Genomic DNA, 22,434 nt, shown 5'->3' on the forward strand with positions numbered 1-22,434 from the left:
CCACCATCCCATGACAAATCCGGTCAACGGACATCATATCGACGGGAACACTCCGCTTGCCATTCGGCGGAGGTGATGATGCGGAGGGTCTCGTCGTGGTATTCCTTGATCAGCGGGAAATGGTTGCGCTTCGACTCGCCGGCGATTTTCATGCCGCATTTCTCCATCACGCGGCCGGACTGCGTGTTATCCGTGTAGTGGGCGCCCCACACGGCGTCGACATGCAGCGTGCCGAACGCGTAGCCGAGCACGGCGCGCAACGCCTCGGGCATGTATCCCTTGCCCCAGAACGGGCGGCCGATCCAATAGCCGAGTTCCAACGCGTTGCCGCCGACGTATCGGGCGTAGCGTTCGTCGAGCGCGCGGTCCGGTCCGTCGTCGATGTGACGGAGCGGCTTCAATTCGATGCATCCGATGGGCTCGTCAACGTCGGCATCGACTCCCGTGGCCGCGATGTCCCGAATGGTGATGGCCCAGTTGTGCTCGGCCGGGGAAAACACGTCGCGGATGACCCGCATGCTCTCCTCAGCGTCCTGATGCGGCGGCCATCCGCACAACATCCCGATCTTCGGATCCGAAGCGTACCTGAACAGTGCGGCCGTCTCGTCGCGGTCGTCGATCTTCCACGGGCGCAACAGCAGACGCGTGGTTTCGATGATGTCGTTCATCGGATCTCCCAACATAATCGGCGTGTACGGAATCGTATACCGACATTACACGGTTGTGCTTGATTACCGAGGAGATCCATGATGCTTGCCCGGGCGAGTACATGCGGTTGCGGTAACGGATGCTACGGATTACGGATCGTCTTGATCGATGGTTCGACGGGGAGTCCCGCACACGGAAGGCGTCGATTCAGCGAACCTGGCGGCGGTATAGCATGTTCCTTATCGATGATGACGATCGAAGACGGGAGCTACCGAAGATGAGCATGGATAATACCGGCAGCAACGACGAATCCGTTGGCATTGCGCGGCGGCCGAAGCGACGGGACGACGAGCGTACGGTTGCCGGCGAACATCGTCGTATGCGGCGGGCGGACCGGGAGATCGTCGACCGTGAACAGATAGCTGAGATCATCGGCCGGTGCGACATCGTCGACATGGCGTATGTGGATGCCGAAGGGCTGACGATCGTGCCGTTGAACTTCGGGTACGACTATGATCCGGCGACCGGCGGCCTTACGCTGTGGATGCATTCGGCTTCACGCGGGCGCAAGCTCGACGCGATCCGCGCGGCCGGGAATCGCCTGACCGTATCGTTCGCCATGCGCGCGGACTGCGAGGTGATCGAAGGGCGGACCGCATGCAACTGGGGCGAGGCGTTCACGTCGATCGTCGGCGACGGCGTCGCCTCGATCGTGGACGATCTCGACGACCGCCGACGCGGCCTGCGGCTGCTTATGGCGCACCAGGCGCACATGCCGCACGTCACGTTCACCGACGCGCAGGTGAACAGTGTCACGGTGTGGAAGATCGAGTCGACCCGGCTCACGGCGAAGTCGCATGCCAAGCCGAATCGCGTCCGCAATAGCCGACCGGACGAAAACCGAGATTGAGATGCTGAGGCGCGGAACCGTGCATGGATCCGCGCCTCAGCCGTCATCGATGACGAATCAGAGAGTCAGTAGGTCACTTGGCGAACGGTGCGGACGCCTTGTCGAGCGTGGCGATCTCGTCGGCGGCCAGGTCGAGTGATACCGAGTCAAGCAATGCGGGCAGTTGTTCGGGCGTACGGGCGGATGCGATCGGGCCGGCGACCTGCGGGCGATGCCGCAGCCATGCGAGCGCGACCGTCGCGATCGCCGTATCGTGCGCCTTCGCCATCGCGTCGAGCGCGTCGATCAGCGCGAACCCGTCGGCGATCAGATAGTCGGCGACCATGCCCTGACGCGCCGTGCCTTCCGCATCGGCGGCGGAACGGTACTTGCCGGTCAGGAATCCGGCGGCCAGCGAGAAATACGGGAACACGGCGAGATTCTCGCGTGCGGCGACCGGCGCGAGCGTGCGCTCATAGTTGCCGCGGGCCACGAGATTGTAGTGCGGCTCCAACGCGACCGGCAGCGCATAGCCGTGTTCGCGGGCGATGCGGAACCATTCCTCGATGCGGTCGGCAGTGTAATTCGACAATCCGATCGCGCGGATCTTGCCGGCCTTGACCAGCTCGTCGAACGCGGCCGCGGTCTCCTCGAGCGGCGTGTTCTTGTCGTCGAAGTGCGCATAGTACAGGTCGATCACATCGGTGCCGAGACGCAGCAGCGACTCGTTCGCCGCGGCGATCACGTTGTCATGCGAAAGGCCCTTGTACTGCGGGTGCTCGCTCACCTTCGTGGCGACGACCACCTTGTCGCGGTTGGACCGCACGGCCAGCCAGCGGCCGAGGATGATCTCGGATTCGCCGCCCGCGTTGCCCGGAGCCCACGCCGAATACACGTCGGCGGTGTCGATGAAGTTGCCTCCGGCTTCGACGTATTCGTCGAGCACCTTGCGGCTGGTCGCCTCGTCGCTCGTCCAGCCGAACGTGTTGCCGCCCAAAACCAGCGGGAACACCTCCAGATCGCTGTTGCCCACCTTCACGCGCCGATCGGTCATATTGTCGTCCTTTCCTGCGTACCTGACATATCCTCGTGCGGAATCATCGCGACGCGTCGCGAACCAATCGTTCGAGATGAGTATCGAACGGAGATGTCGCGACCGCGTCCCCACCATTCTCCCGCGATCGGGCGGGCGGACGCGAGACCATTCCGCTGCCGGCTGAGAACGCGGCGGATGTCATGTGCGGCTATCGTGGACACTGGAATATTTGATCTCAATAGGTTGGTAGGGGAGTGCGGCATGTCGTTGACGAGCGAACAGCGTGCGGCGACCATTCGCGAGTTCCGCGAGAACATGACGCTGCTGGGATTGACCGCGGAGCGGATCGGCGCCGATTTCGGCGTACCCGGTGCGACCATCGAACGCATCATCGAGCTGCGGTCCGGCGTGCTGGAATATCCATGGATCGTGCGTCGGTATTTGTTGGACAAGGCCGCGGCCGCCGGCGTGGAGCCGGTGCCGTTCAGTGCGCTGCGTGGTGACCCTCACGATTACTGGTTCTTGGACGATCGGGTCATCGACGCGAACCGGCTCGACTGAATCGTGCTGATTCCCGCGACCAGACTGTTACGGCGGTGATTCGCCAAGTGATACGCTGACGCCATGTGCAGATGTTTTGCGGCCGATCTGGACTGGGACGCGATCGCGGCCCGGTTCGACGTGGACGAAGACGACGTGAATCCCGTCGCGCTTCCGGCTCCGTCGTACAACCTCCAACCCAAGCGGACCATCGGCATCGTGGCGGAAGGGAAGGACGGCAAGCGTCATCTGACCGGCGCGTACTGGTCGCTGATACCGGCGTGGAGCACCGGCAAGGAGCTGACGTATCCCACGTACAACGCACGCGTCGAATCGGCATGCGTCAAACCCACGTTTGCGGAATCCGCCAAATCCATGCGCGCGATCATCCCCGCCTCCGGATACTACGAATACCATGGCCGCCGACCGTACTATTTCCACGCGCCGAACGACGCTCCACTGTTCCTGGCCGGACTGTTCTCGTGGTGGCGCGCTCCGCAGCCGCAAAGCCCGGCGCCGTGGCTGCTGACCGCGACGATCCTCACCTGTCAGGCCGTGGACGGTCCGGCCGCGGTGCACGACCGCATGCCGCTGCTCGTGCCGCGCGACATGGCCGGCACGTGGCTTGACCGTTCGATCGACGGCGCGGTTGCCGGTGCGTCATTGATGACGGACATGCAGAACGGCGGCACTGAGTTGTCACGTAATCTCGCCTTTCACGAAGTCGCCGCGTTTGGCCCCGAGGACGACGGCCGCACGCTGATTCGACCATTGCAGCAGGTTCAACCGCCCAGCCTGTTCTGACATGGAGGCCTGAGACCGGTACGGCGGCATTGCCGACCACACCAGTTACGTTGACTGCCGGCGTCGCAGCGGCCATGCCGTCGGCGCGCGAACTGCAGATCATCCGCATGCTCGCCGACGGCGACCCGGCCGGCGAAACCGCCATGCTGCGCGATCATTTCCACGGGGTCGCAGGCCGTCTCGAAGCGCTCGGCTTCGCCACGGACGTCGCGTTGTCCGACTCATTGCCGCAGCGCTACGACGTCGAAGCGGTCAATGTGCTGCGCGACCTCATCGACGAGACCGGCAACAACATCGCCAAGCACGCGCGGCCGCACGCCGACTGCGCCATCCGCATCACGCTTGACGACCGGCAGGCGACGTTGGCCGCCCTCAACCGTGTCCGAACCGGCTCCGGCAATTTCAACGGCTCCTTGGACTTCGGAACCGTGCTGCGCACCAAAGCCGAGCACATCCGCCGCATCGGCGGCACGCTCGACCACACCGTGCACGGCACAACATGGACGCTGTCCGCACGTCTGCCGTTGCATTCCTGACGTCGAGCAGAACACGACGGCAGATCAAACAAGCCCTATCTTCCAAACCGCCGGTCAGGAACGGCGCAGGGCGATGCCGGCGGCGGCCATGTCCTTGCGGGCGGAGACGCCGAGCTTCTCGCTGACGGGCACGGTGAGGTCCTCGAACACGGTCACCGTGTAGCCGAGTTTGCGCGCGTCGAGCGCGGTCTCCTTGACGCAATGCGATTCGGCGATGCCGACCACGTCCACCTGCGTGACGCCGGCCGCCTTGAGCGCGTTGACCAGCGTATGCCCGGCCGACTGCGCGGTCTCCACCTCGCCATGCGACTGGATGCGGTCCGTGTTGTCCTCGATGCCCTCGAACCCGGAGTAGGCGGCCGAATACTGGCCCTTCTTGAAATGATGCGCGACGTTCAGGGCGCGGATCGCCGGATGCAGTTCGGCGTTTGGCGTGCCTGCCCTGCCGTGCACCGGCCACGTGTCCACGTAGTCGGGATGCTCCGACCAATGCGCGCCCGGCTCGATATGCCAGTCCTGCGTCGTCGCGATGTACGCGTATTCGCCGCGGTGCGCGTTCACGTATGCGGCGATCCGATCGGCGACCGCATTGCCGCCGTCCACGCCGAGTTCGCCGCCTTCGCAGAACGTCGGCTGCACGTCCACGATGATCAACGCCTTATCCACCATGATTGCCTCCCCAAACGGATGCCGATAAACCGCCATCCACTCTAACGGTTCGGCTGCGGAATTGCTCGGCGTCGCCTACAACTTGGCTTCTGGCCGTGGTGATATCCGCCACATCGTTCCTAACGGGCATTCAACTCATACAATGTCAATGCAAATCGGCACCCAACGTTCCAAACTGCATAAGAACAAGATGCCGCGCTACAGTGACAGTATGCTTGATCATCTGACGCTCAAGGTGCGTGACATCGATCGCAGCATCGCGTTCTACACGAAAGCGCTCGCACCACTCGGCTACATCGCCAAAGCCCACCACGAACCCACCATCGGATTCGGCGTCGACGACGGCACGCCACACTCCGACTTCTACGTGTCGCCAATGGACGCAACGGATGCGACAGCGCAACCGGACGGTTCCGCAAACGCCGTCCACGACACGGCATTCGCAACGCCAGCCTGCCCGGTCACCCACATCGCATTCCTCGCCGACAGCCCGGCCGCCGTCTGTGACTTCTATACAGCCGCACTCGCCGCCGGAGGAACCGACAACGGCGCTCCCGGACCACGCGCCTACCATCCCAGATACTATGCGGCGTTCGTCCTCGACCCGGACGGCAACAACATCGAAGCCGTCACCGACTGGAGCGGCTGGCCCGACGCATTAAAGCAGACACAATCGCGTGACACTGTTCCGCGCGAGACGTCTTCAACAAGGGATGCGGCAGCAGACGATAATGCGAATAATCCGCGGCAACATGTCGTTGACGCACAAGGCGAACCGGAGTTTCAAGCACCGGTGGCGATGAATGATCCATTGCCGAATCGTTCTGCGCAGTATGTTCAAGAGACGATTTCCGATCCCTCGCAACATGGCGATATCGAGAACGGGCATATCACCGCGCATAGTTCGTCTGCCTGCAAAATGCGATTGTTCCGATCGTTGTTTCGTGGTCGTGATGACGTGTATGCGCATGGGTTTGTTTCCAAGAAGACGGGCAAGATCGGATATGCTCCGGCCGCATGGAACGAGTGGACGCAACTGGCCGATGGCAAGCGCATACCCACTCCACCGGAACGGCGGCAATGCAAACCGTTGACTGATCAGGTTCTCTTGGACCATTTCACCAAACGCGACGACAGATTCACCAACGTCGTCGGATTGTATCCGATGTCCAAGGATTCGAAGGTCTGGTTTCTAGCCATCGATTTCGACGACGACGGCTGGATGCGCGAGATCTCGGCGGTACGGCGAGTTTGCGAACAGCATGGTCTGCAGCCGGCCGTGGAACGTTCCCGATCAGGAGACGGCGGACACCTGTGGCTGTTCTTTGCCGAACAAGTCGACGCGGCGCAGGCGAGACGCATGGGCTCCGTACTCTTGACGCAAGCGTCGGATCTGACCCACATTGCGTTCCGATCATATGATCGCATGTTTCCCAATCAGGACACGATGCCCACCGGAGGTTTCGGCAACCTGATCGCTTTGCCCTTGCAGCGCAAAGCACGTGACAGCGGCAACAGCGTATTCGTGGATGACCAGTTCAAGCCGTATGAGGACCAGTGGTCGTTCCTCTCCTCAATCCAACGAGTCACCTCCGAGCGAGTCAATGCAATCGCGACACTGGCATCACAACTCAACGGGCCGTTGGGCAAACTCCTCAATACAACCGTTGAGGAAACAGTCGGCACATCCAAAGACACTTCGACCGTGAGCGCGACTGCACGAACGGACACGCATAAGGACCACAACAAGCCGGACGATCCCCGAACGGGACATTCCCGGCCTTGGAACACGATAACATCCTCCGATGTGCCAAACGCCGTCGACATCAGCGAACGCAACATGCTCGCGATTCCCAAAACCGGCATGACAGCGTCGGCGCTCAACGCGATACGCCGTCTTGCCGCATTCGCCAACCCCGACTTCTATCGGGCCCAAGTCATGCGCCAACCCGTATACAACAAGCCACGCATCATCTACCGCGGAGAAGAAACCGAAGACACGATATTCCTGCCACGAGGATGCAAGGAACCATTAACATCCTTGCTCTCTTCCGCAGGAGCATCCGTTACCTATTCAGACAAACGCAACGCCGGAAATCCCATCCGCGTAAAATTCACAGGCACGCTCCAACCACGGCAGAACGCCGCAGCACGATCCTTGCTCGCACACGACAACGGCATACTCGTGGCACCAACCGGCTTCGGCAAAACCGTTGTCGCCGCTAATCTCATCGCCGAACGCAAAACCAGCACGCTGATAGTACTGCGTTCATCATCACTGCTGGACCAGTGGAAAGAGCGACTCAGCCAATTCCTCGACATCGACATGACACTGCCGCCGAAACTCACCAAAACAGGTCGCATAAGCCGCAAACAGCCCAATATCATCGGCCAAATTGGAGCAGGACAGAACGAAGCAAACGGCATCATCGACATCGCGCTCGCACAATCCCTGTTCGAACGAAGCGGCATGCCAGGCGAGAAACACGTCAAAGAACTCGTCAACAACTATGGCATGGTGATCTTCGACGAATGCCACCACGTCGCCTCCGTGGACACCGAAGCCATCGCACGCGCAACCACCGCACAATACGTATACGGACTTACCGGCACGCTCAAACGAGACGACGGCATGCAACCAATCACCGTCATGCAGTGCGGGCCAATCCGATACACCGTCGACGTCAAAGACCAGATGACAACACAACGATTCGTCCGACGATTCATCCCCCGCTTCACGGCAGTCAACCTCGACCTCATCGAACCATTCACCTACCATGACTACCTTCAAGCCGCATGTGACAGCAAACCACGCAACGACATGATCCTCGACGACACCATGACCGCCATCCAAGCAGGAAGAACACCACTCGTACTCACCAAACGCGTCGAACACGCACGAGTACTCGCTGACGGCCTCCAACATCGAGGCTGCCAGCACGTGATGCTTCTCTACGGCGCGGATTCGAAGAACACGCGACAAGAAAAACTCCAACAAATCACCCAAATCCCCCCGAACGAAAGCCTTGCCGTCGTAGCTACAGGCAGCTACATCGGCGAAGGCTTCGACCAAAAAACGATTCGACACGCTCATGCTCGCCGCACCGGTTTCTGTGGAAACGGCGGTCACCCAATATATCGGCAGACTCCACCGCGACAACGACGGCAAACAAGAAGTACGCGTCTACGACTACATCGACGTAACCGTACCCATGTCCTCAACCATGTATCGCAAACGATTGAAAACCTACCTCAGCCAAGGATACGAACCATTGCTGTCAGACGAACTTTCCGACAACGTGCTTCGCCAAGCCAAAACCGATGCCTTGCAAAACCGCGCAAAGGCACTCGTCCCCGCTGACGATACACGCTCCGATGCAGAAAATAACCTTGTCACCGCAAACGATTTCCTCAACGCATTCCGCAATGACATCACGCATTGCAGCCAGACAATTGCCATCCACGCAGGCTACCTTTCCCAACGAGGCATCAGCCAGCTCGACGACGTAATCATGCAAGCAATCAACCGAGGAGTGACAGTAACCGTTACCGTACGCCAATCGGATACGGCAACCGAAACGTCACGAGCAAGAACGCAGCGAAACATCACACGCCTACAAGCATTGGGCTGCCATGTGCATACGGTCGAATCATGCAACGAGTTCACCGTATTCGACAACGCGCTCATCTGGTTTGGAACCGCCGAACCACTCGGCAACATAAAACCCGACGACTGCTCACTGCGCTTCCACGACCCCGCGTTAGCAAGACGGTTTAAGGAAACGCAAAACAACACCGATAGCTGAAAACGCATACGGCGGTAAAGACAAACAATATGAAACACGCAAGCACAGAAGGACAAAACATGACGACAGAACTCTTCATCGGATCGCACCTATCAACCAGCGGCGGGTGGAACAAACTCATCGAACGTTCGCATGTCGAAGGCGGCACCACGTTCGCGTTCTTCCCGCGCTCGCCATACGGCAAGAAATCCACATCCCTCACCATCGACGGCGCCACCGACTTCGCACGCCGGCTCATCGCCGAACACTACGGGCCGCTCGTCGCCCACGCGCCATACGTGTACAACCTCGCCGCCAAAGACCCCGCCAAACGCGAATTCGCCATCCACGCGCTCGCCGAAGACCTCGAACTGCTCGCACCCATCCAACAAGCCGGACAGGAGATCTACCTCAACATCCACCCCGGCTCGCACGTCTGGCAAGGAGCCGAGGAAGGCTGCCGGCTCATCGCCGACGGACTGAACCGTGTACTCGACCTCCTCGCCACAGACGACGCAGACGCCACCGTACCGATCCTGCTCGAAACGATGGCCGGCAAAGGCACCGAATGCGGACGCGACTTCGACCAACTCGCGACAATCATCAGCCACGTCGACCATACGGCCAACCTCGGCGTCACACTCGACACCTGCCACGTCTACGACGCCGGATACGACATTCTGAACGACTTCGACGGCGTACTGCGCCGACTCGACGACACGATCGGATGGAACCGCGTCAAAGCCATCCACGCCAACGACTCGCAATACGGCCTCGACTCGCACAAGGACCGCCACGCCAACATCGGCGACGGACAACTCGGCACTGCGTTCTTCGCGCAACTCGTCAACGACCCACGCACGGCCAACCTGCCCATGATCCTCGAAACCAAGGAGCAAACCCCAACCACGCACCGCGACGAAATCGCCCTGCTACGCGGACTGCGCAACGTCTGACCGACAACCGCATCCGCCGGTCGAGCACGACTATCATGAACACCAAGACCGTGAGCGATCACACCCGCGGTATTGATCCCGCAAAACAAAGGAGGTTCGCAATGGAAACCACCAAACGCGCCGTCGTCACCGGCGCATCAAGCGGCATCGGCGCCGCCAGCGTCCGCGCGCTCGTCAACGACGGCTGGACCGTCGTCGCACTCGCACGACGCGAAGCCAAACTCAAGGCGCTCGCCGACGAGCTCGGCGACAAGGTCAGCTACGAGGTATGCGACATCACCGACGAAGCGAGCACGCAGGCCGCCGTGGACAAGGTACTGGCGGGCGGCCCGGTCAAGGCGCTCGTCAACTGCGCCGGCGCGGCGTTCGGCAAGGACCCGGTAGCCACCGCGAACCTCGACGACTGGCGCAACATGTACGAGCTGAACGTGATCGGCACGCTGCGCATCACGCAAAAGCTCCTGCCCGCGCTCAAGCAGGCTCCCGGCGGCGGCACGGTGCTCGTCATCTCCTCGACGGCCGGCATCGAACCGTACGAGGGCGGCGCCGGATACTGCGCGTCGAAATTCGCCGAGAAGGTGATGGCCCGCGTGCTGCGCCTCGAACAGATTGGCGAACCGGTGCGCGTGATCGACATCGCCCCCGGCATGGTGCACACCGACGAATTCTCCCTCAAGCGATTCGGCGGCGACGAGGCGAAGGCCGCCGCCGTATACGCCGGCGTGCCCGATCCGCTGACCGCCGACGACGTCGCCGAATGCGTGCGCTGGGCGTTGAACCAGCCCGACACGGTGGACATCGATTCGATCGTCGTGCGTCCGCGCGCCGAAGGCTCGTACACGAAGGTCTACCGCGAGCGCTGAGCCTTGTTCCGCGATGATGCTCCCGGCAACAGCTCCGGCAGCATCATCGCGAACAGGACGATCGCCAGCACCGCGGTGAGCAGATCGGCGACGGCCTGCGCGGCGATCACGCCGGCATAGCCGAACATGCGCGAGCCGGCGAACAGGGTGACGGCCAGCAGCAAGCCCTGCCTGCTGATCGACAGGATGAACGCGCCCGTCGCCTTGCCGGCCGATTGGAACGTGCAGGTCGTCACCATCACGATCGCCACGCACACCAGACTCAGCAATTGCACACGCAACATGCCGGCGCCGAGCGTGACGATCGTCTCGTCGGCGATGAAGAAGCGCATGAGCACGCGGTCGGCAAGGCTGAGGACCAGCGTCATGGCCAGTGCGAACAGGCAGAGGAATCCGTACGAGAACCGCATGATCGCGCGCAGGCGCGGCATGTTGCGTGCCCCGTAGTTGTATCCGATGAGCGGTTGCGCGCCGAACGCGAAACCGGCGAAGACGAGCACGGCGATCATGACGACCTTGAGCGCGATGCCCATGGCGGCGACCGTGTCCGTGCCGTAGGGGAGCAGGAACAGGTTGACCATGACGATGCCGACGCTTTGCGTCAGGTTCGTGATGGCCGCGGGGATTCCGATGGCGAGGATGCCCCGGATATCGTGGGCGTCGAGGGCGAGACGGCGCCCGATGGCGACGCGAGTCGCCGTCACGGATCCCGTAAGGCCCCGAACGGCGGCGTCGGCGCGCACGAGCAGCAGTCTCGGATCGATCGACAGGTTCGGGCTGCGGCGCAACAGGAACCAGACGAAGTACGCGTCGGTGCAGATGTTCGCGATCACGGTCGCGCCTGCCGATCCCGCGGCGCCCCAGGCGAATACGTGGACGAACAGCGGATTGAGCGCGATGTTCACCAGCGTGCCCGCCACCGAACCGATCATGGACTGCACTGCGTGGCCCTCGGTACGCAGCAGGTTGACGGGCGTCATCGACGCGATGATGAACGGCGAACCGATGATGATCAGCGTATAGAAGTCGGACGCGTGCCGCCACGTGTCGTCGGTCGCGCCGAGCAACACGAGCATTTGCGCGCGGAATATGAGACCGAACGCGACGATGACCAGTCCCGTGACGATGGCGGCATAGAAGCAGAACACGCTCAGTCGTTTGCCGTCCTCATAGCGGCGCTGTCCGAACAGCCGCGAGATGACGGATGCGCCGCCGAGGCCGAAGATGTCGCCAAGCGCGATCATCACCGTGAACACCGGGGCCGTCAGGGAGACTCCGGCCACCATGCTCGTGTCGCCGGTATGCGCGATGACGTAGGTGTCCACCATGTTGTAGACCAGCGTGACCAGCATGCCGAGTACGACCGGCATCGCCAGCGAAAAATACGCTTTCGGCACCGGCGCCTTTTCGAACAACGCGTCGTCCATCCCAATTTCCTTCCCGGTTCGTGACCTCCGCTGTGCGTCACGGGCAATATAGCAGTCACAGTGCGGACAACAACACGCCGCAGTCGGCCTGTCACGGAGACTCGCCCAGAATGTAGGACGCGGAAGGCGCGGGCCGGGCAAGTGGCTTACAGTGACGCATGATCGACCGCACAACAAGGGAGGATCATGTCGGTTCTGGACGAATTGGTGGCGGGCGCATTGGAGGACCAGCAGGCCCGCGAGCGCTCCGTATCGCTTGACGAGGTGAGGAAGGCCGCACTGGCGGCCCCGGCCCCGATTGACGCGAAACGATGGCTCAAGCGCGCCGACGGCATCCCCGTGATCGCCGAGATCAAGCGCGCATCCCCGTCCAAGGGCCATCTGAACGACATTCCCGACCCGGCGGCACTGGCCCGCGAATACGAGGCGGGCGGCGCGAGCGCGATCTCCGTGCTCACCGAAGGACGACGGTTCCTCGGCTCGCTTGACGATCTCGACAAGGTTCGCGCCGCAGTCCATATCCCGGTGCTGCGCAAGGACTTCATCGTCACCGACTACCAGATCTTCGAGGCGCGCGCCCACGGCGCGGACCTCGTGCTGCTCATCGTCGCCGCGCTTGACGACGCGACGCTGAAGCATCTGCTCGACCTCGCGCATGAGCTGAACATGACCGTGCTCGTCGAGACGCATACGCGCGAGGAGATCGAACGCGCGGTCGCGGCCGGCGCAAAGGTGATCGGCATCAACGCGCGCAACCTCAAGGATCTCAAGGTCGACGTGAACAAATACAACGAACTGGCGGCGAATCTGCCCGACGACGTGATCCGCGTCGCCGAATCCGGCGTGTTCGGCGCGGTCGAGGTCGAGGATTATGGCCGCGCGGGCGCGGACGCCGTGCTGGTGGGCGAGGGCGTGGCCACGGCCGCCGATCATGAACTTGCAGTGGAACGACTAGTAAAGGCAGGAGCAAGAGTGAAAGCATCCGAAACCACTCCGTTAAGCGAACATCAGGGACCGTACTGGGGTCAGTTCGGCGGCCGGTACGTGCCCGAGGCGCTCATCACCGCGCTGGACGAGCTGGAACGCGTCTACGATGAGGCCAAGGCCGATCCGGAATTCCACAAGGAGTTCATGACGCTGCAGCAGCGCTACGTCGGCCGTCCGTCGCCGCTTACGGAAGCTCCGCGTTTTGCCGAATTGGTCAAGGCCAAGACCGGCCTTGACGCGCGCATCTTCCTCAAGCGCGAGGACCTCAACCACACCGGCGCGCATAAGATCAACAACGCGCTCGGCCAAGCGCTGCTCGTCAAGCGTATGGGCAAGACGCGCGTGATCGCCGAAACCGGCGCGGGACAGCACGGCGTGGCCACGGCGACCGTGTGCGCGATGCTCGGCCTCAAGTGCCGCATCTACATGGGCCAGATCGACGCCCGCCGCCAGGCGCTCAACGTCGCCCGCATGCGCATGCTCGGCGCCGAGGTCGTGGAGGTCACGCTCGGCGACCGCATCCTGAAGGACGCGATCAACGAGGCGTTGCGCGACTGGGTCACCAACGTCAAGGACACGCACTACCTGCTCGGCACGGTCGCCGGTCCGCACCCGTTCCCGGCGATGGTGCGCGACTTCCAGAAGATCATCGGCGAGGAGGCCAAGGAGCAGCTGCGCGACTGGTACGGCATCGACCATCCGGACGCGATCTGCGCGTGCGTCGGCGGCGGCTCGAACGCCATCGGCATCATGAACGCGTTCCTCGATGACGAACGCGTCAACCTCTACGGCTATGAGGCCGGCGGCGACGGTCCCGAATCCGGCAAGCACGCGATTCGTTTCGCCCCCGGCACCGGCCAGCTCGGCATGTTCCAGGGAGCGAAGAGCTACCTGTTGGAGACCGACGAGGGACAGACGCTCGACACGTATTCGATCTCGGCCGGCCTTGACTATGCGTCCGTCGGCCCGGAGCACGCGTGGCTCAAGGACATCGGCCGCGTGAACTATTCGTGGGCGACCGACGATGAGGCCATGAACGCGTTCCGCGATCTGAGCCAGACCGAAGGCATCATCCCCGCCATCGAAAGCTCGCACGCGGTCGCCGGCGCGTACAAGGCCGCAGCCGACCTCAAGGCGAAGGGCTACGACAAGGCCGTGATGATCGTCAACATCTCCGGCCGCGGCGACAAGGACATGGCCACCGCCGGCAAGTGGTTCGGCTATCTGACCGACGAGCAGGCGGCCGCACTCGACGTGACCGGCGCCCACGGCGACACCGTGGCCTGAAAGAACGAGGGGAGAACACATATCATGACGAACACAGCAACCACGCCGTCGGGCCAGCCCCTCGGCATCAGCCACAAGCCGAGCCGTACCGAAGCGATGTTCGATGCGTTCAAGGCCGAGAACAAGCCCGCGTTCATCGGCTATCTGCCGTACGGATTCCCGAATCCGGACGTGTCGCTCGACGCGTTGCGCACGATGGTCGAACACGGCGTCGATGCGGTCGAGATCGGTCTTCCGTACTCCGACCCGGTGATGGACGGGCCGGTCATCCAGGCCGCCAGCCAGATCGCCCTGAATAACGGCGAAAGCATCCACGGCGTGTTCAAGGCCGTCGAAACGGTGGCGAATGCCGGCGGCGTACCGCTCATCATGAGCTACTGGAACCTCATCTACCATTACGGCGTCGAACGCTTCGCCCGCGACTTCGAGAATGCCGGCGGCGCCGGCCTGATCACCCCGGACCTGATCCCGGATGAAGCGGGGGAGTGGATCGAAGCCTCCGACCGTCACGGACTCGACCGCATCTTCCTCGTGTCGCCCGATTCGGCCGACGAACGTCTCGCGGTCGTCGCGAAGAACGCACGCGGTTTCGTGTACGCGGCCGCCCGCATGGGCGTGACCGGCGAACGCGCGTCCATCGACGCCTCGCCGGAAACGCTGGTCGCCCGCACCCGCAAGGCCGGCGCGAAGAACGTGTGCGTCGGCATCGGCGTATCCACGCCGGAACAGGGAGCGAAGGTCGGTGCGTACGCCGACGGCGTGATCGTCGGCTCGGCGCTCGTGCACACGCTGCTGAACGACGACGACCGCACCGCGAAGGATCCGGACGAAGGACTCAAGGATCTCGCGACCAAGGCCGAATCGCTCGCCGACGGCATCCACAACGCACGGTGAACCATCCGGTGCGTCGCCCTCGCATACTCACGCAATACAGGGGTGGCGCACCGTACTGCGGTAGGATGGCAGCGGCAACCATGAGTAGAGAGGCGAGCATCACACGATGAACCTGGCTTATATCCCATCACCGACGTTCTCGTATTTCCAGATCGGACCGGTGACCATCCGCATGTACGCGATCTGCATCCTGATCGGCATCTGTGCCGCCGTCGCTATCCTGACGAAACGGTGGAAGCGTGTCGGAGGGACCTTCGACCAGGTGCTCGACACCACGCTGGTCGCCGTGCCATGCGGCCTCGTCGGTGCGCGCCTGTACCACTGCATCACCACGCCCGAACAGTATTTCCCGCCCAGCGGCAACCTGATCAACATCCTCAAGGTCTGGGAAGGCGGCATGGCCATCTTCGGCGGCATATCCGTCGGTGCTCTGGCCGCGTTCCTGTGGTGCCGTCACAAGCATTACCCGTTCGCGCTGCTGGCGGATGCGCTCGCTCCGGGACTCATGGTCGCTCAGGCGATAGGCCGCCTCGGCAACTGGTTCAACCAGGAGCTGTACGGCAAGCCGACCACCCTGCCGTGGGGCCTCAAGCTCAACGACGCGGACGCGATCGGCAAGACCGAAATCTGCTACGCCGGCCAGGCATGCCCGACCGGCACGCTGTTCCACCCGACCTTCCTGTATGAGATGATCTGGAATCTCATCGGCGCCGCCATCATCATCTGGCTGGGACACCGGTTGTGGAACGTGCTCAAGGCGGGACAGCAGTTCGCCATGTACCTCATGTGGTACGGGCTTGGTCGTACCTGGATCGAGATGATCCGCATCAACTACTCGACGATCATCCTCGGCCTGCGCGTCAACGTGTGGACCGCGATCCTGTGCTTCATCCTCGGCTGCATCCTGTTCGTCGTGCTTTGGCAGGTCGGCGGAAGCTCCGCGGAACTGTCGAAGCGTCTCACCGCGGTCACCGCGGACGAACTCGAACGCCAGTCGATCGCCGAACACGGCGCATCCCAGTCGAACAATCGATGAACAACCGACGCACGGCGCGAACATGGCGTCGTTCGTCGCTCAGACTCCATAGAATAGGCAACCATGACTACCATTCAAATCGCCCCCAGCATCCTGTCCGCCGACTTCTGCAACCTTGAGCGTGACCTCAAGGCCATCTCCAACGCCGACCTCGTCCACGTCGACGTCATGGACCATCACTTCGTGCCGAACCTGACGCTCGGCGAGCCGATCGTCAAGCGCATCTGCGAGGTCACCGACCTGCCGGTCGACGTGCACCTCATGATCGAGGATCCGGACCGTTGGGCCCCGGAGTACGCCAAGCTCGGCGCCGCATCCGTTTCCTTCCACATGGGTGCCACCCATGCGCCGGTGCGTCTCGCCCGCCAGCTGCGCGACATGGGCTGCAAGGCCTGCTTCGCCGTTCGTCCCGCCGAACCGGTCGAGCCGATCTTCGACATCCTCGACGAGTTCGACATGGTGCTCATCATGACCGTCGAGCCCGGTTTCGGAGGCCAGAAGTTCCTCGACAACCAGATGGCCAAGGTGCGCCGCCTGCGTGACGAGATCACCCGTCGCGGACTTGCGACCAAGATCCAGGTGGACGGCGGCGTGAGCCCGAAGACCGCCCACATCGTCGCCGAGGCGGGTGCCGACGTGCTGGTGGCCGGTTCCGCCGTATACGGTGCCGAAAGCCCCGCGCAGGCCATCGACGACATTCGAGACAAGGCTCAGGCCGCGTTCCGCGCCTGATCTTCAAAGAAAAGGAAGACACGCCCCATCATGAAGACTTTCGAATCGCTGTTCGCCGAGCTGAGCGAGAAGGCTGCCGCCAAGCAGGCCGGTTCCCTGACCGTCGACGAGCTCGCCAAGGGTACGCACTTCATCGGCAAGAAGATCGTCGAAGAGGCAGGCGAGACCTGGATCGCCGCCGAATACGAAGGCGCGGAACGCACCGCCGAGGAAATGAGCCAGCTGATCTACCATCTGCAGGTCATGATGATCGACCGCGGCATCACGCTCGAGGACATCTACAAGAACCTGTAAGACGACGACCATTGCCGGGTTGCCGCACGAGCAAACGGGATTCCCGTTTTCGATAAGGCGACCCGGCCCATCCGGTCCACTAGGGGAGGAAACCATATGCTACGCATCGCTGTGCCCAACAAAGGCATGCTGTCCGAGCCCGCATGGAACATGCTGGCCGAAGCCGGATACCGTTTGCGTTCCAATCCGCGTCAGCTTGTCGTCGAAGATCCGGACAACGGCATCGAACTGTTCTACCTGCGTCCGCTCGACATCGCCGTGTACGTCGGCCGCGGCACCATCGACGTCGGCATCACCGGCCATGATCTGCTGCTTAACTCCGGCACGGAGGCGAAGGAGCACATGAAGCTTGGCTTCGGCGCATCCACGTTCCGTTTCGCCGCTCCGAACGAATCCCCGATCAGCACGCTCGAGGACATTCAGGGCAAACGCGTAGCGACCTCCTTCGACAAGCTCGTGCACGACTATCTGACCGCTCACGGCATCGAAGCCGAAACCATCCATCTGGACGGCGCGGTCGAATCGTCAGTGCAACTCGGCGTCGCCGACCTGATCGCCGACGTGGTGTCCACGGGCACGACGCTGCGCAATGCCGGTCTGCGCATCTTCGCCGATCCGATCCTGCATTCGGAGGCCGTGCTGATCCGGTCCCCGCGCCTGGACGAGCAGGACGAACGGCTCATCAAGTTCTCCCGTCGCCTGCAGGGCGTGCTTACCGCACAGCGTTACGTGCTCATGGACTATGACATCCCCGTGTCCAAGGTCGCCGCCGCCGTGGCCGTGACCCCCGGATTCGAAAGCCCGACGATCTCCCCGCTGCACGACAAGCAGTGGAACGCCGTTCGAGTCATGGTGCCCAAGGCGAAGGTCAACCAGCTCATGGATCAGCTGTACGAGGTCGGGGCGCGCGGCATCATCGTGACGGCGTTGCAGGCGTCGAGAATGTAGTCCGCCGAGCGCATGATCGATCTCAAACAGAAGTTCAGCAAGAAGTACAGTCCGGAACCGCGGGACATCTATGTCACGGTGCCGAACCTGATCAGTCTGCTGCGCATCATTTCCATCCCGATCATCTCCGGGCTGGTGTCGCAGCACCACATGATCGAGGCGTTGGCGGTGTTGGCATTGTCCGCGGTTTCGGACGGCGTCGACGGCATCCTCGCACGGCTGCTCGATCAGGTCAGCAAGGTCGGGCAGATACTCGACCCGATCGCCGACCGGCTGCTCATCCTATGCAGCGTGCTCGCGCTCGGCATTGCCGGCATCATCCCGTGGTGGATGATCATCATCGTAGGTCTTCGCGATCTGCTCATGGGCATCGAGGTGCTCTGGCTCGCACAGCATGACTACGGCCCCCTGCCGGTGAATTTCGTCGGCAAGTCCGGCACTGCAATGCTCATGATCTCGATCACCGCGCTGATCTTCTGCGACATCTGGACCAATCCCATGGTCGACCTGCTGCATCTGGCCGCGTTGGCGGCAGGCATCTGGGGCGTGGGGCTGTATTGGCTCGCCGGATACATCTACCTGCGCCAGGGCTTCGGGCTGATCCGTGCGGATCGGCATCTCGATGCGGGAACCGTACGGATGACGGACGCCGAGAAGACCGGTACAAAGGCCGCCTGACCCATGTCCGAACCGATGCGTGCGCAGGAGCCGGCGGACCTCGTCGGCCAGGTGGTTCCCGACTCGTTTCCCGTGCCGGAGGAGACGGCGTCGGTGCACAGACGCGCGGTCTTTTCCGCCTCCATCGCCGGCATCGACGCGCATCATGCGGCGCTGCCATCCGATATCGGTCAGGCATCCCGTCGCCATCGTCGCAAGGCGCATGACAGTTCCCTGCAGCTGCTCGACGATCTGACCAACCGTCCGATGGATCCGCTGTTCTCCGATTCCCGTCTCGCCACGCAACGTAACATACCGGCATGGGAACGGTGGCTGACCCGCGTCATCGTGTTTCTCATCTGCGTCGCCGTGGGCTTCTGCAGCAGCCTGTTCGTCCAGCAGCTCCATACCGACCCGCGCAAGGAAGTGCGCCAGAACTGGGCAAACGAACTGGAGGGGCTCAACGGCGAGGTCGACAAGCTCAATACCGAGGTTTCCGAATTGCAAAGCCAGGTCACCGCCAAGTCCAAGCAGTCGGGAGACGGTTCCCAAAGCGATACGCTGATCCAGGACGAACTGGTCAACGGGCTGTCGAAGGTGAAAGGGGAAGGCGTCACGCTCACGATCGCCAATCCCATCGCCGCGGACGATTCGTCCGCTGACGGCACCTATCACCGCGATACCACGACCACGCAGATCCGTTTGGTGTCCGACACCGATCTTCAGCTGTTCGTCTCGCTTCTATGGCAATCGGGTGCCGAGGCGATCGCCGTGAACGGATATCGCATCGGCGTGCAGACCTCCATCCGCACCGCAGGACAGACGATCATGGTGGGGGTCAACCCCGTGCAGAGCCCTTATCGGATCGAGGCGATAGGGGACAGGGATGCATTGGCCACGGCAGTGGGGTCCGAACGGCAGCCGGCATTGTATTCCTCGCTCGCCAATGCGGGCATCTACCCGCAGGTTTCGAAATCCAGATCGCTTACACTGGAAGCGGCGGCATTGGGCAATCTTTCCTACACGAGAAAGGACGAATGAGATGGCTGCGGTGTTGGGATTGATCATCGGCATAGTCGTCGGATTGTTCGTCAAACCGGCCATTCCCGTGATATTGCAGCCATATCTGCCGATCATGGTGGTCGCGGCTCTTGACGCGCTGCTCGGCGCCGCACGAGCGTATTTCGAACGCAGCTTCTCCGACAAGGTGTTCGTGATCTCGTTCATTTCCAACGTCGTCACCGCAACGCTGCTCGTGTTTCTCGGCAACCAGCTCGGCGTCGGATCCCAGTTGCAGACCGCCGTCATCGTCGTGCTCGGCATCCGCATCTTCTCGAACGTGTCGGCGATCCGCCGGTTCATCTTCAAGGGCTGATCCATGGCACGGCGTAAACGGCAGTCCCAGGACATCCTCACCAAGCTGCACGTCCAGCATGCGATGGACAAGGCCAACGACCACACCGAAACCGGCTCGTTCCCGATGGTGCGCAAACGCGGTCGATCCGGACGACGTTCGCTTAAGGCGAACGCGACACGTATGCGTCTGCTGACCAGCGTGCTGATCGCCGTCATGTGCGCGCTGCTGTCGTTCGCATACATGATCCAGATCAACAATACGAAGTCCACGTACGAGACCATGAGCGAGGACGAGCTGGTCCGCCTGATCAACGAGACCAGCAATCAGGTGCAGAGCCTCGAACAACGCAAAAGCGAGCTGTCCAGTCAGCTTGACTCGCTCAAGGCCACGGCCGACAAGCAGGCGGCCGCCCAGAAGATCGCCAAGCAGAACGAGGAGACGAACGGCATCCTGTCCGGCAGACTGCCGGCCAAGGGAGAAGGCGTGACCATACGCATCACCAAGGGCACCAAATCCGACGTGGACGCGTCCACCATGTTCACGCTGCTTGAGGAACTGCGCAATGCGGGAGCCGAAGTGATCGCGGTCAATTCGGTCCGTGTGGTCACCTCCACCTATATCGCGCAGTCCGAGGACGGCGGCCTGATCTGCGACGGCACGGCGCTGGAGACCCCGTATGTGGTCAAGGCCATCGGGGATCCGCAGGCGCTGGCGAATGCGGTCAACATCGCCGGGGGCGTCGGATCCCGACTCAAGGTCAAATACGGTTCGACCGTCACCGTCGTCACCGAAGACGAGGTAAAAATCGATGAGACGCGTGCGGCACGGCAATATCGGTACGCAACGCCAGTCGAATAGTAGGTACAATTAAGAGCTATGACTAATCCGATTCCCACCGCGGGCGAAACGACCATCATCGGTCTGCCCGCCATCACCATTCCGATCACGACCACCGGAGACCGTCCGCTGACGCAGGAGGATCTCGATACGATCGCGCGTCTGTCCGACGGCACCGCATTGCTGATTTCGACGCGAGGTGCCGTGTCCGGTTCGCGATACCTGCTCGACGAGGACGAGATCACGGTCGGACGTGACCCTCGAGCCGATATCCTGCTCGATGATTCGACCGTATCGCGTTCCCATGCCGTGTTCCGCCGCACCGGAAACACGTTCGAAGTGGTCGATGCGGGCAGCCTGAACGGCACATATGTGAACCGGCAGCGAGTGGATCGTGCCACGTTGCGCAACGGCGACGAAATCATGATCGGCAAGTTCCGGCTGGTGTACTTCACCAAATCGGCCGTGATCGCCTGACCGCCGCGCCTTCGGGGGCATAATGGTCGTTCCGTCTTCTTCGTCATCCACATGACATCATCCGGAAACGCGAACGACGGAGGGGAGTCGTGCCATGGGCGCACCGCATGCCGTTCAGGGAGAACTGTTCGCCGTCGAGGGGGAGAGGGACGCCGAACGTGGCTATCGGGGGACGGTGGCGTCAAAAGTCGCCGGCATCACCTATCGGCAACTGGACTACTGGGCGCGCAAACAGATCGTGGAGCCGTCGATCACGCCTTCGCACGGCTCCGGCTCGCGTCGGCTCTACTCGTTCAAGGATGTGGTGATCCTTGCCGTTTCGAAGCGATTGCTTGACGTCGGCGTGAACCTGCAGAACGTGACCGCTGCGATCGGGTTCTTATCGCAGCGGACCGCGGAACAGCTGGAAAACGTCACCATCATGTGCGATGGCCAGCACGTCCATGAATGCACGACCAGTGAACAGATGCTCGAACTGCTGCAAAGCGGCAAGGCCGTGTTCGCGGTGTCGGTGGGCTCGCTGTGGCATCAGATCGATGATGCGCTGGCTCATGAGGAATTCGTCGATCTGAAGACGACGTCGGTATCGCTCGGAGGCAACAGGCCGATCGACGAATTGACGGCGATGCGTATGCGCAAAACCCTTGCCGTACGTCAGGCTCAACGCAAGGGCCGGACATATTCGTCTGATGGACGGCCATCCGATGGAATACGGGTATGATCGATCACATCGATCATACGGGCACGTTCACGTGCGATGCCATGAAAATGACGA

The 22,434-nt window shown here is 62.0% G+C and carries 24 protein-coding genes and 1 pseudogene; 21 read left to right on the forward strand and 4 right to left on the reverse strand.

Annotated features, from left to right (window positions below; genetic code table 11):
- Positions 1-23: 23 nt before the first annotated feature.
- A complete protein-coding gene (locus GFD25_RS04150) occupies positions 24-668 on the reverse strand; it encodes a GNAT family N-acetyltransferase (protein ID WP_163230244.1) in 645 nt (214 codons plus the stop codon).
- Positions 669-925: 257 nt separating this feature from the next.
- Here GFD25_RS04150 and GFD25_RS04155 point away from each other — a divergent pair, with 257 nt between their 5' ends.
- Positions 926-1,558 carry a pyridoxamine 5'-phosphate oxidase family protein gene (locus tag GFD25_RS04155; RefSeq protein ID WP_163230246.1) on the forward strand — a complete coding sequence of 211 codons (633 nt, stop codon included), beginning with the start codon at positions 926-928 and terminating at the stop codon, positions 1,556-1,558.
- Positions 1,559-1,631: 73 nt separating this feature from the next.
- Here GFD25_RS04155 and GFD25_RS04160 read toward each other — a convergent pair whose 3' ends face one another.
- On the reverse strand, positions 1,632-2,591 hold the full coding sequence (locus GFD25_RS04160; RefSeq protein WP_163230248.1) for an aldo/keto reductase: 960 nt from the start codon (positions 2,589-2,591) through the stop codon (positions 1,632-1,634).
- Between the two features lie 243 nt (positions 2,592-2,834).
- On the opposite strand from GFD25_RS04160, the gene GFD25_RS04165 reads away from it, so the two are divergent.
- From GFD25_RS04165 to GFD25_RS04175, 3 genes are all read left to right on the forward strand, one after another.
- The gene (locus GFD25_RS04165) at positions 2,835-3,134 is read left to right on the forward strand and encodes a DUF2316 family protein (protein WP_163230250.1); all 300 of its coding nucleotides are present in this window, start codon (positions 2,835-2,837) and stop codon (positions 3,132-3,134) included.
- Positions 3,135-3,197: 63 nt separating this feature from the next.
- On the forward strand, positions 3,198-3,917 hold the full coding sequence (locus tag GFD25_RS04170; protein WP_163230252.1) for an SOS response-associated peptidase: 720 nt from the start codon (positions 3,198-3,200) through the stop codon (positions 3,915-3,917).
- Positions 3,918-3,967: 50 nt separating this feature from the next.
- Positions 3,968-4,453 (forward strand): hypothetical protein, encoded by a 486-nt coding sequence (locus tag GFD25_RS04175; protein WP_163230254.1) that lies wholly within the window; start codon positions 3,968-3,970, stop codon positions 4,451-4,453.
- A 54-nt stretch (positions 4,454-4,507) separates the two neighbouring features.
- Here the strand turns inward: GFD25_RS04175 and GFD25_RS04180 are convergent, their stop codons facing one another.
- Positions 4,508-5,119 (reverse strand): isochorismatase family protein, encoded by a 612-nt coding sequence (locus GFD25_RS04180; RefSeq protein ID WP_163230406.1) that lies wholly within the window; start codon positions 5,117-5,119, stop codon positions 4,508-4,510.
- Between the two features lie 214 nt (positions 5,120-5,333).
- Here GFD25_RS04180 and GFD25_RS04185 point away from each other — a divergent pair.
- The 5 genes and pseudogenes from GFD25_RS04185 to GFD25_RS04205 all read left to right on the forward strand — a co-directional run.
- Positions 5,334-5,765: pseudogene (locus tag GFD25_RS04185) on the forward strand (VOC family protein); the annotation flags it as partial.
- Complete coding sequence (locus GFD25_RS12465; RefSeq protein WP_420837545.1) at positions 5,742-8,483, forward strand: TOTE conflict system archaeo-eukaryotic primase domain-containing protein; 2,742 nt, start codon at positions 5,742-5,744, stop codon at positions 8,481-8,483. The pseudogene GFD25_RS04185 and the gene GFD25_RS12465, both read left to right, overlap by 24 nt.
- Positions 8,395-8,928 (forward strand): phospholipase D-like domain-containing protein, encoded by a 534-nt coding sequence (locus GFD25_RS12160; RefSeq protein ID WP_239512397.1) that lies wholly within the window; start codon positions 8,395-8,397, stop codon positions 8,926-8,928. Before GFD25_RS12465 ends, GFD25_RS12160 begins: the two co-directional genes overlap by 89 nt.
- A 59-nt stretch (positions 8,929-8,987) precedes the next feature.
- Positions 8,988-9,863 (forward strand): deoxyribonuclease IV, encoded by an 876-nt coding sequence (locus tag GFD25_RS04200; protein WP_163230255.1) that lies wholly within the window; start codon positions 8,988-8,990, stop codon positions 9,861-9,863.
- 101 nt (positions 9,864-9,964) lie between these two features.
- A complete protein-coding gene (locus tag GFD25_RS04205) occupies positions 9,965-10,726 on the forward strand; it encodes an SDR family oxidoreductase (RefSeq protein WP_163230264.1) in 762 nt (253 codons plus the stop codon).
- On the opposite strand, the gene GFD25_RS04210 is transcribed toward GFD25_RS04205, so the two are convergent.
- On the reverse strand, positions 10,711-12,153 hold the full coding sequence (locus GFD25_RS04210; protein WP_163230266.1) for an MATE family efflux transporter: 1,443 nt from the start codon (positions 12,151-12,153) through the stop codon (positions 10,711-10,713). The two genes, GFD25_RS04205 and GFD25_RS04210, sit on opposite strands and share 16 nt — an antisense overlap.
- Before the next feature lie 186 nt (positions 12,154-12,339).
- Between GFD25_RS04210 and GFD25_RS04215 the strand changes: the two genes are divergently transcribed.
- The 12 genes from GFD25_RS04215 (at position 12,340) to GFD25_RS04270 (ending at position 22,380) form a co-directional block, all read left to right on the forward strand.
- Complete coding sequence (locus tag GFD25_RS04215) at positions 12,340-14,427, forward strand: bifunctional indole-3-glycerol phosphate synthase/tryptophan synthase subunit beta (RefSeq protein ID WP_163230268.1); 2,088 nt, start codon at positions 12,340-12,342, stop codon at positions 14,425-14,427.
- A gap of 24 nt (positions 14,428-14,451) precedes the next feature.
- Positions 14,452-15,321 carry a tryptophan synthase subunit alpha gene (gene trpA / locus GFD25_RS04220; RefSeq protein WP_163230271.1) on the forward strand — a complete coding sequence of 290 codons (870 nt, stop codon included), beginning with the start codon at positions 14,452-14,454 and terminating at the stop codon, positions 15,319-15,321.
- A gap of 106 nt (positions 15,322-15,427) precedes the next feature.
- Entirely contained in the window at positions 15,428-16,357 is a 930-nt protein-coding gene (gene lgt / locus GFD25_RS04225) for a prolipoprotein diacylglyceryl transferase (RefSeq protein WP_163230273.1), read from the forward strand.
- 63 nt (positions 16,358-16,420) lie between these two features.
- Positions 16,421-17,089, forward strand: coding sequence for a ribulose-phosphate 3-epimerase (gene rpe / locus GFD25_RS04230; RefSeq protein WP_163230275.1), 669 nt, complete (start codon positions 16,421-16,423; stop codon positions 17,087-17,089).
- A gap of 30 nt (positions 17,090-17,119) precedes the next feature.
- On the forward strand, positions 17,120-17,383 hold the full coding sequence (locus GFD25_RS04235; RefSeq protein WP_152357539.1) for a phosphoribosyl-ATP diphosphatase: 264 nt from the start codon (positions 17,120-17,122) through the stop codon (positions 17,381-17,383).
- Positions 17,384-17,479: 96 nt separating this feature from the next.
- Positions 17,480-18,331 carry an ATP phosphoribosyltransferase gene (gene hisG, locus GFD25_RS04240; RefSeq protein WP_163230277.1) on the forward strand — a complete coding sequence of 284 codons (852 nt, stop codon included), beginning with the start codon at positions 17,480-17,482 and terminating at the stop codon, positions 18,329-18,331.
- Positions 18,332-18,343: 12 nt separating this feature from the next.
- Entirely contained in the window at positions 18,344-19,009 is a 666-nt protein-coding gene (locus tag GFD25_RS04245) for a CDP-alcohol phosphatidyltransferase family protein (RefSeq protein WP_163230279.1), read from the forward strand.
- 3 nt (positions 19,010-19,012) lie between these two features.
- Complete coding sequence (locus tag GFD25_RS04250; RefSeq protein ID WP_239512398.1) at positions 19,013-20,029, forward strand: DUF881 domain-containing protein; 1,017 nt, start codon at positions 19,013-19,015, stop codon at positions 20,027-20,029.
- 1 nt (position 20,030) lies between these two features.
- Positions 20,031-20,363 (forward strand): small basic family protein, encoded by a 333-nt coding sequence (locus GFD25_RS04255; RefSeq protein ID WP_163230282.1) that lies wholly within the window; start codon positions 20,031-20,033, stop codon positions 20,361-20,363.
- Between the two features lie 3 nt (positions 20,364-20,366).
- Positions 20,367-21,203: a DUF881 domain-containing protein gene (locus tag GFD25_RS04260; protein ID WP_163230284.1), complete on the forward strand. Its 837-nt coding sequence runs from the start codon at positions 20,367-20,369 to the stop codon at positions 21,201-21,203.
- 18 nt (positions 21,204-21,221) lie between these two features.
- Entirely contained in the window at positions 21,222-21,659 is a 438-nt protein-coding gene (locus GFD25_RS04265; RefSeq protein ID WP_163230286.1) for an FHA domain-containing protein, read from the forward strand.
- A 94-nt stretch (positions 21,660-21,753) separates the two neighbouring features.
- Positions 21,754-22,380, forward strand: coding sequence for a MerR family transcriptional regulator (locus GFD25_RS04270; protein WP_163230288.1), 627 nt, complete (start codon positions 21,754-21,756; stop codon positions 22,378-22,380).
- The last annotated feature ends 54 nt before the right edge of the window (positions 22,381-22,434 follow it).

The sequence above is a fragment of the Bifidobacterium aerophilum genome, assembly GCF_010667685.1.
In the GTDB taxonomy this organism is placed as follows: Bacteria; Actinomycetota; Actinomycetes; order Actinomycetales; family Bifidobacteriaceae; genus Bifidobacterium; species Bifidobacterium aerophilum.

Bases quoted from the DNA above. Each gene is read 5' to 3' on its own strand.
- GFD25_RS04150 (WP_163230244.1), bottom strand. From the start codon at position 668: ATGAACGACATCATCGAAACCACGCGTCTGCTGTTGCGCCCGTGGAAG.
- GFD25_RS04155 (WP_163230246.1), top strand. From the start codon at position 926: ATGAGCATGGATAATACCGGCAGCAACGACGAATCCGTTGGCATTGCG.
- GFD25_RS04160 (WP_163230248.1), bottom strand. From the start codon at position 2,591: ATGACCGATCGGCGCGTGAAGGTGGGCAACAGCGATCTGGAGGTGTTC.
- GFD25_RS04165 (WP_163230250.1), top strand. From the start codon at position 2,835: ATGTCGTTGACGAGCGAACAGCGTGCGGCGACCATTCGCGAGTTCCGC.
- GFD25_RS04170 (WP_163230252.1), top strand. From the start codon at position 3,198: ATGTGCAGATGTTTTGCGGCCGATCTGGACTGGGACGCGATCGCGGCC.
- GFD25_RS04200 (WP_163230255.1), top strand. From the start codon at position 8,988: ATGACGACAGAACTCTTCATCGGATCGCACCTATCAACCAGCGGCGGG.
- GFD25_RS04205 (WP_163230264.1), top strand. From the start codon at position 9,965: ATGGAAACCACCAAACGCGCCGTCGTCACCGGCGCATCAAGCGGCATC.
- GFD25_RS04210 (WP_163230266.1), bottom strand. From the start codon at position 12,153: ATGGACGACGCGTTGTTCGAAAAGGCGCCGGTGCCGAAAGCGTATTTT.
- GFD25_RS04215 (WP_163230268.1), top strand. From the start codon at position 12,340: ATGTCGGTTCTGGACGAATTGGTGGCGGGCGCATTGGAGGACCAGCAG.
- trpA (WP_163230271.1), top strand. From the start codon at position 14,452: ATGACGAACACAGCAACCACGCCGTCGGGCCAGCCCCTCGGCATCAGC.
- lgt (WP_163230273.1), top strand. From the start codon at position 15,428: ATGAACCTGGCTTATATCCCATCACCGACGTTCTCGTATTTCCAGATC.
- rpe (WP_163230275.1), top strand. From the start codon at position 16,421: ATGACTACCATTCAAATCGCCCCCAGCATCCTGTCCGCCGACTTCTGC.
- GFD25_RS04235 (WP_152357539.1), top strand. From the start codon at position 17,120: ATGAAGACTTTCGAATCGCTGTTCGCCGAGCTGAGCGAGAAGGCTGCC.
- hisG (WP_163230277.1), top strand. From the start codon at position 17,480: ATGCTACGCATCGCTGTGCCCAACAAAGGCATGCTGTCCGAGCCCGCA.
- GFD25_RS04245 (WP_163230279.1), top strand. From the start codon at position 18,344: ATGATCGATCTCAAACAGAAGTTCAGCAAGAAGTACAGTCCGGAACCG.
- GFD25_RS04250 (WP_239512398.1), top strand. From the start codon at position 19,013: ATGTCCGAACCGATGCGTGCGCAGGAGCCGGCGGACCTCGTCGGCCAG.
- GFD25_RS04255 (WP_163230282.1), top strand. From the start codon at position 20,031: ATGGCTGCGGTGTTGGGATTGATCATCGGCATAGTCGTCGGATTGTTC.
- GFD25_RS04260 (WP_163230284.1), top strand. From the start codon at position 20,367: ATGGCACGGCGTAAACGGCAGTCCCAGGACATCCTCACCAAGCTGCAC.
- GFD25_RS04265 (WP_163230286.1), top strand. From the start codon at position 21,222: ATGACTAATCCGATTCCCACCGCGGGCGAAACGACCATCATCGGTCTG.
- GFD25_RS04270 (WP_163230288.1), top strand. From the start codon at position 21,754: ATGGGCGCACCGCATGCCGTTCAGGGAGAACTGTTCGCCGTCGAGGGG.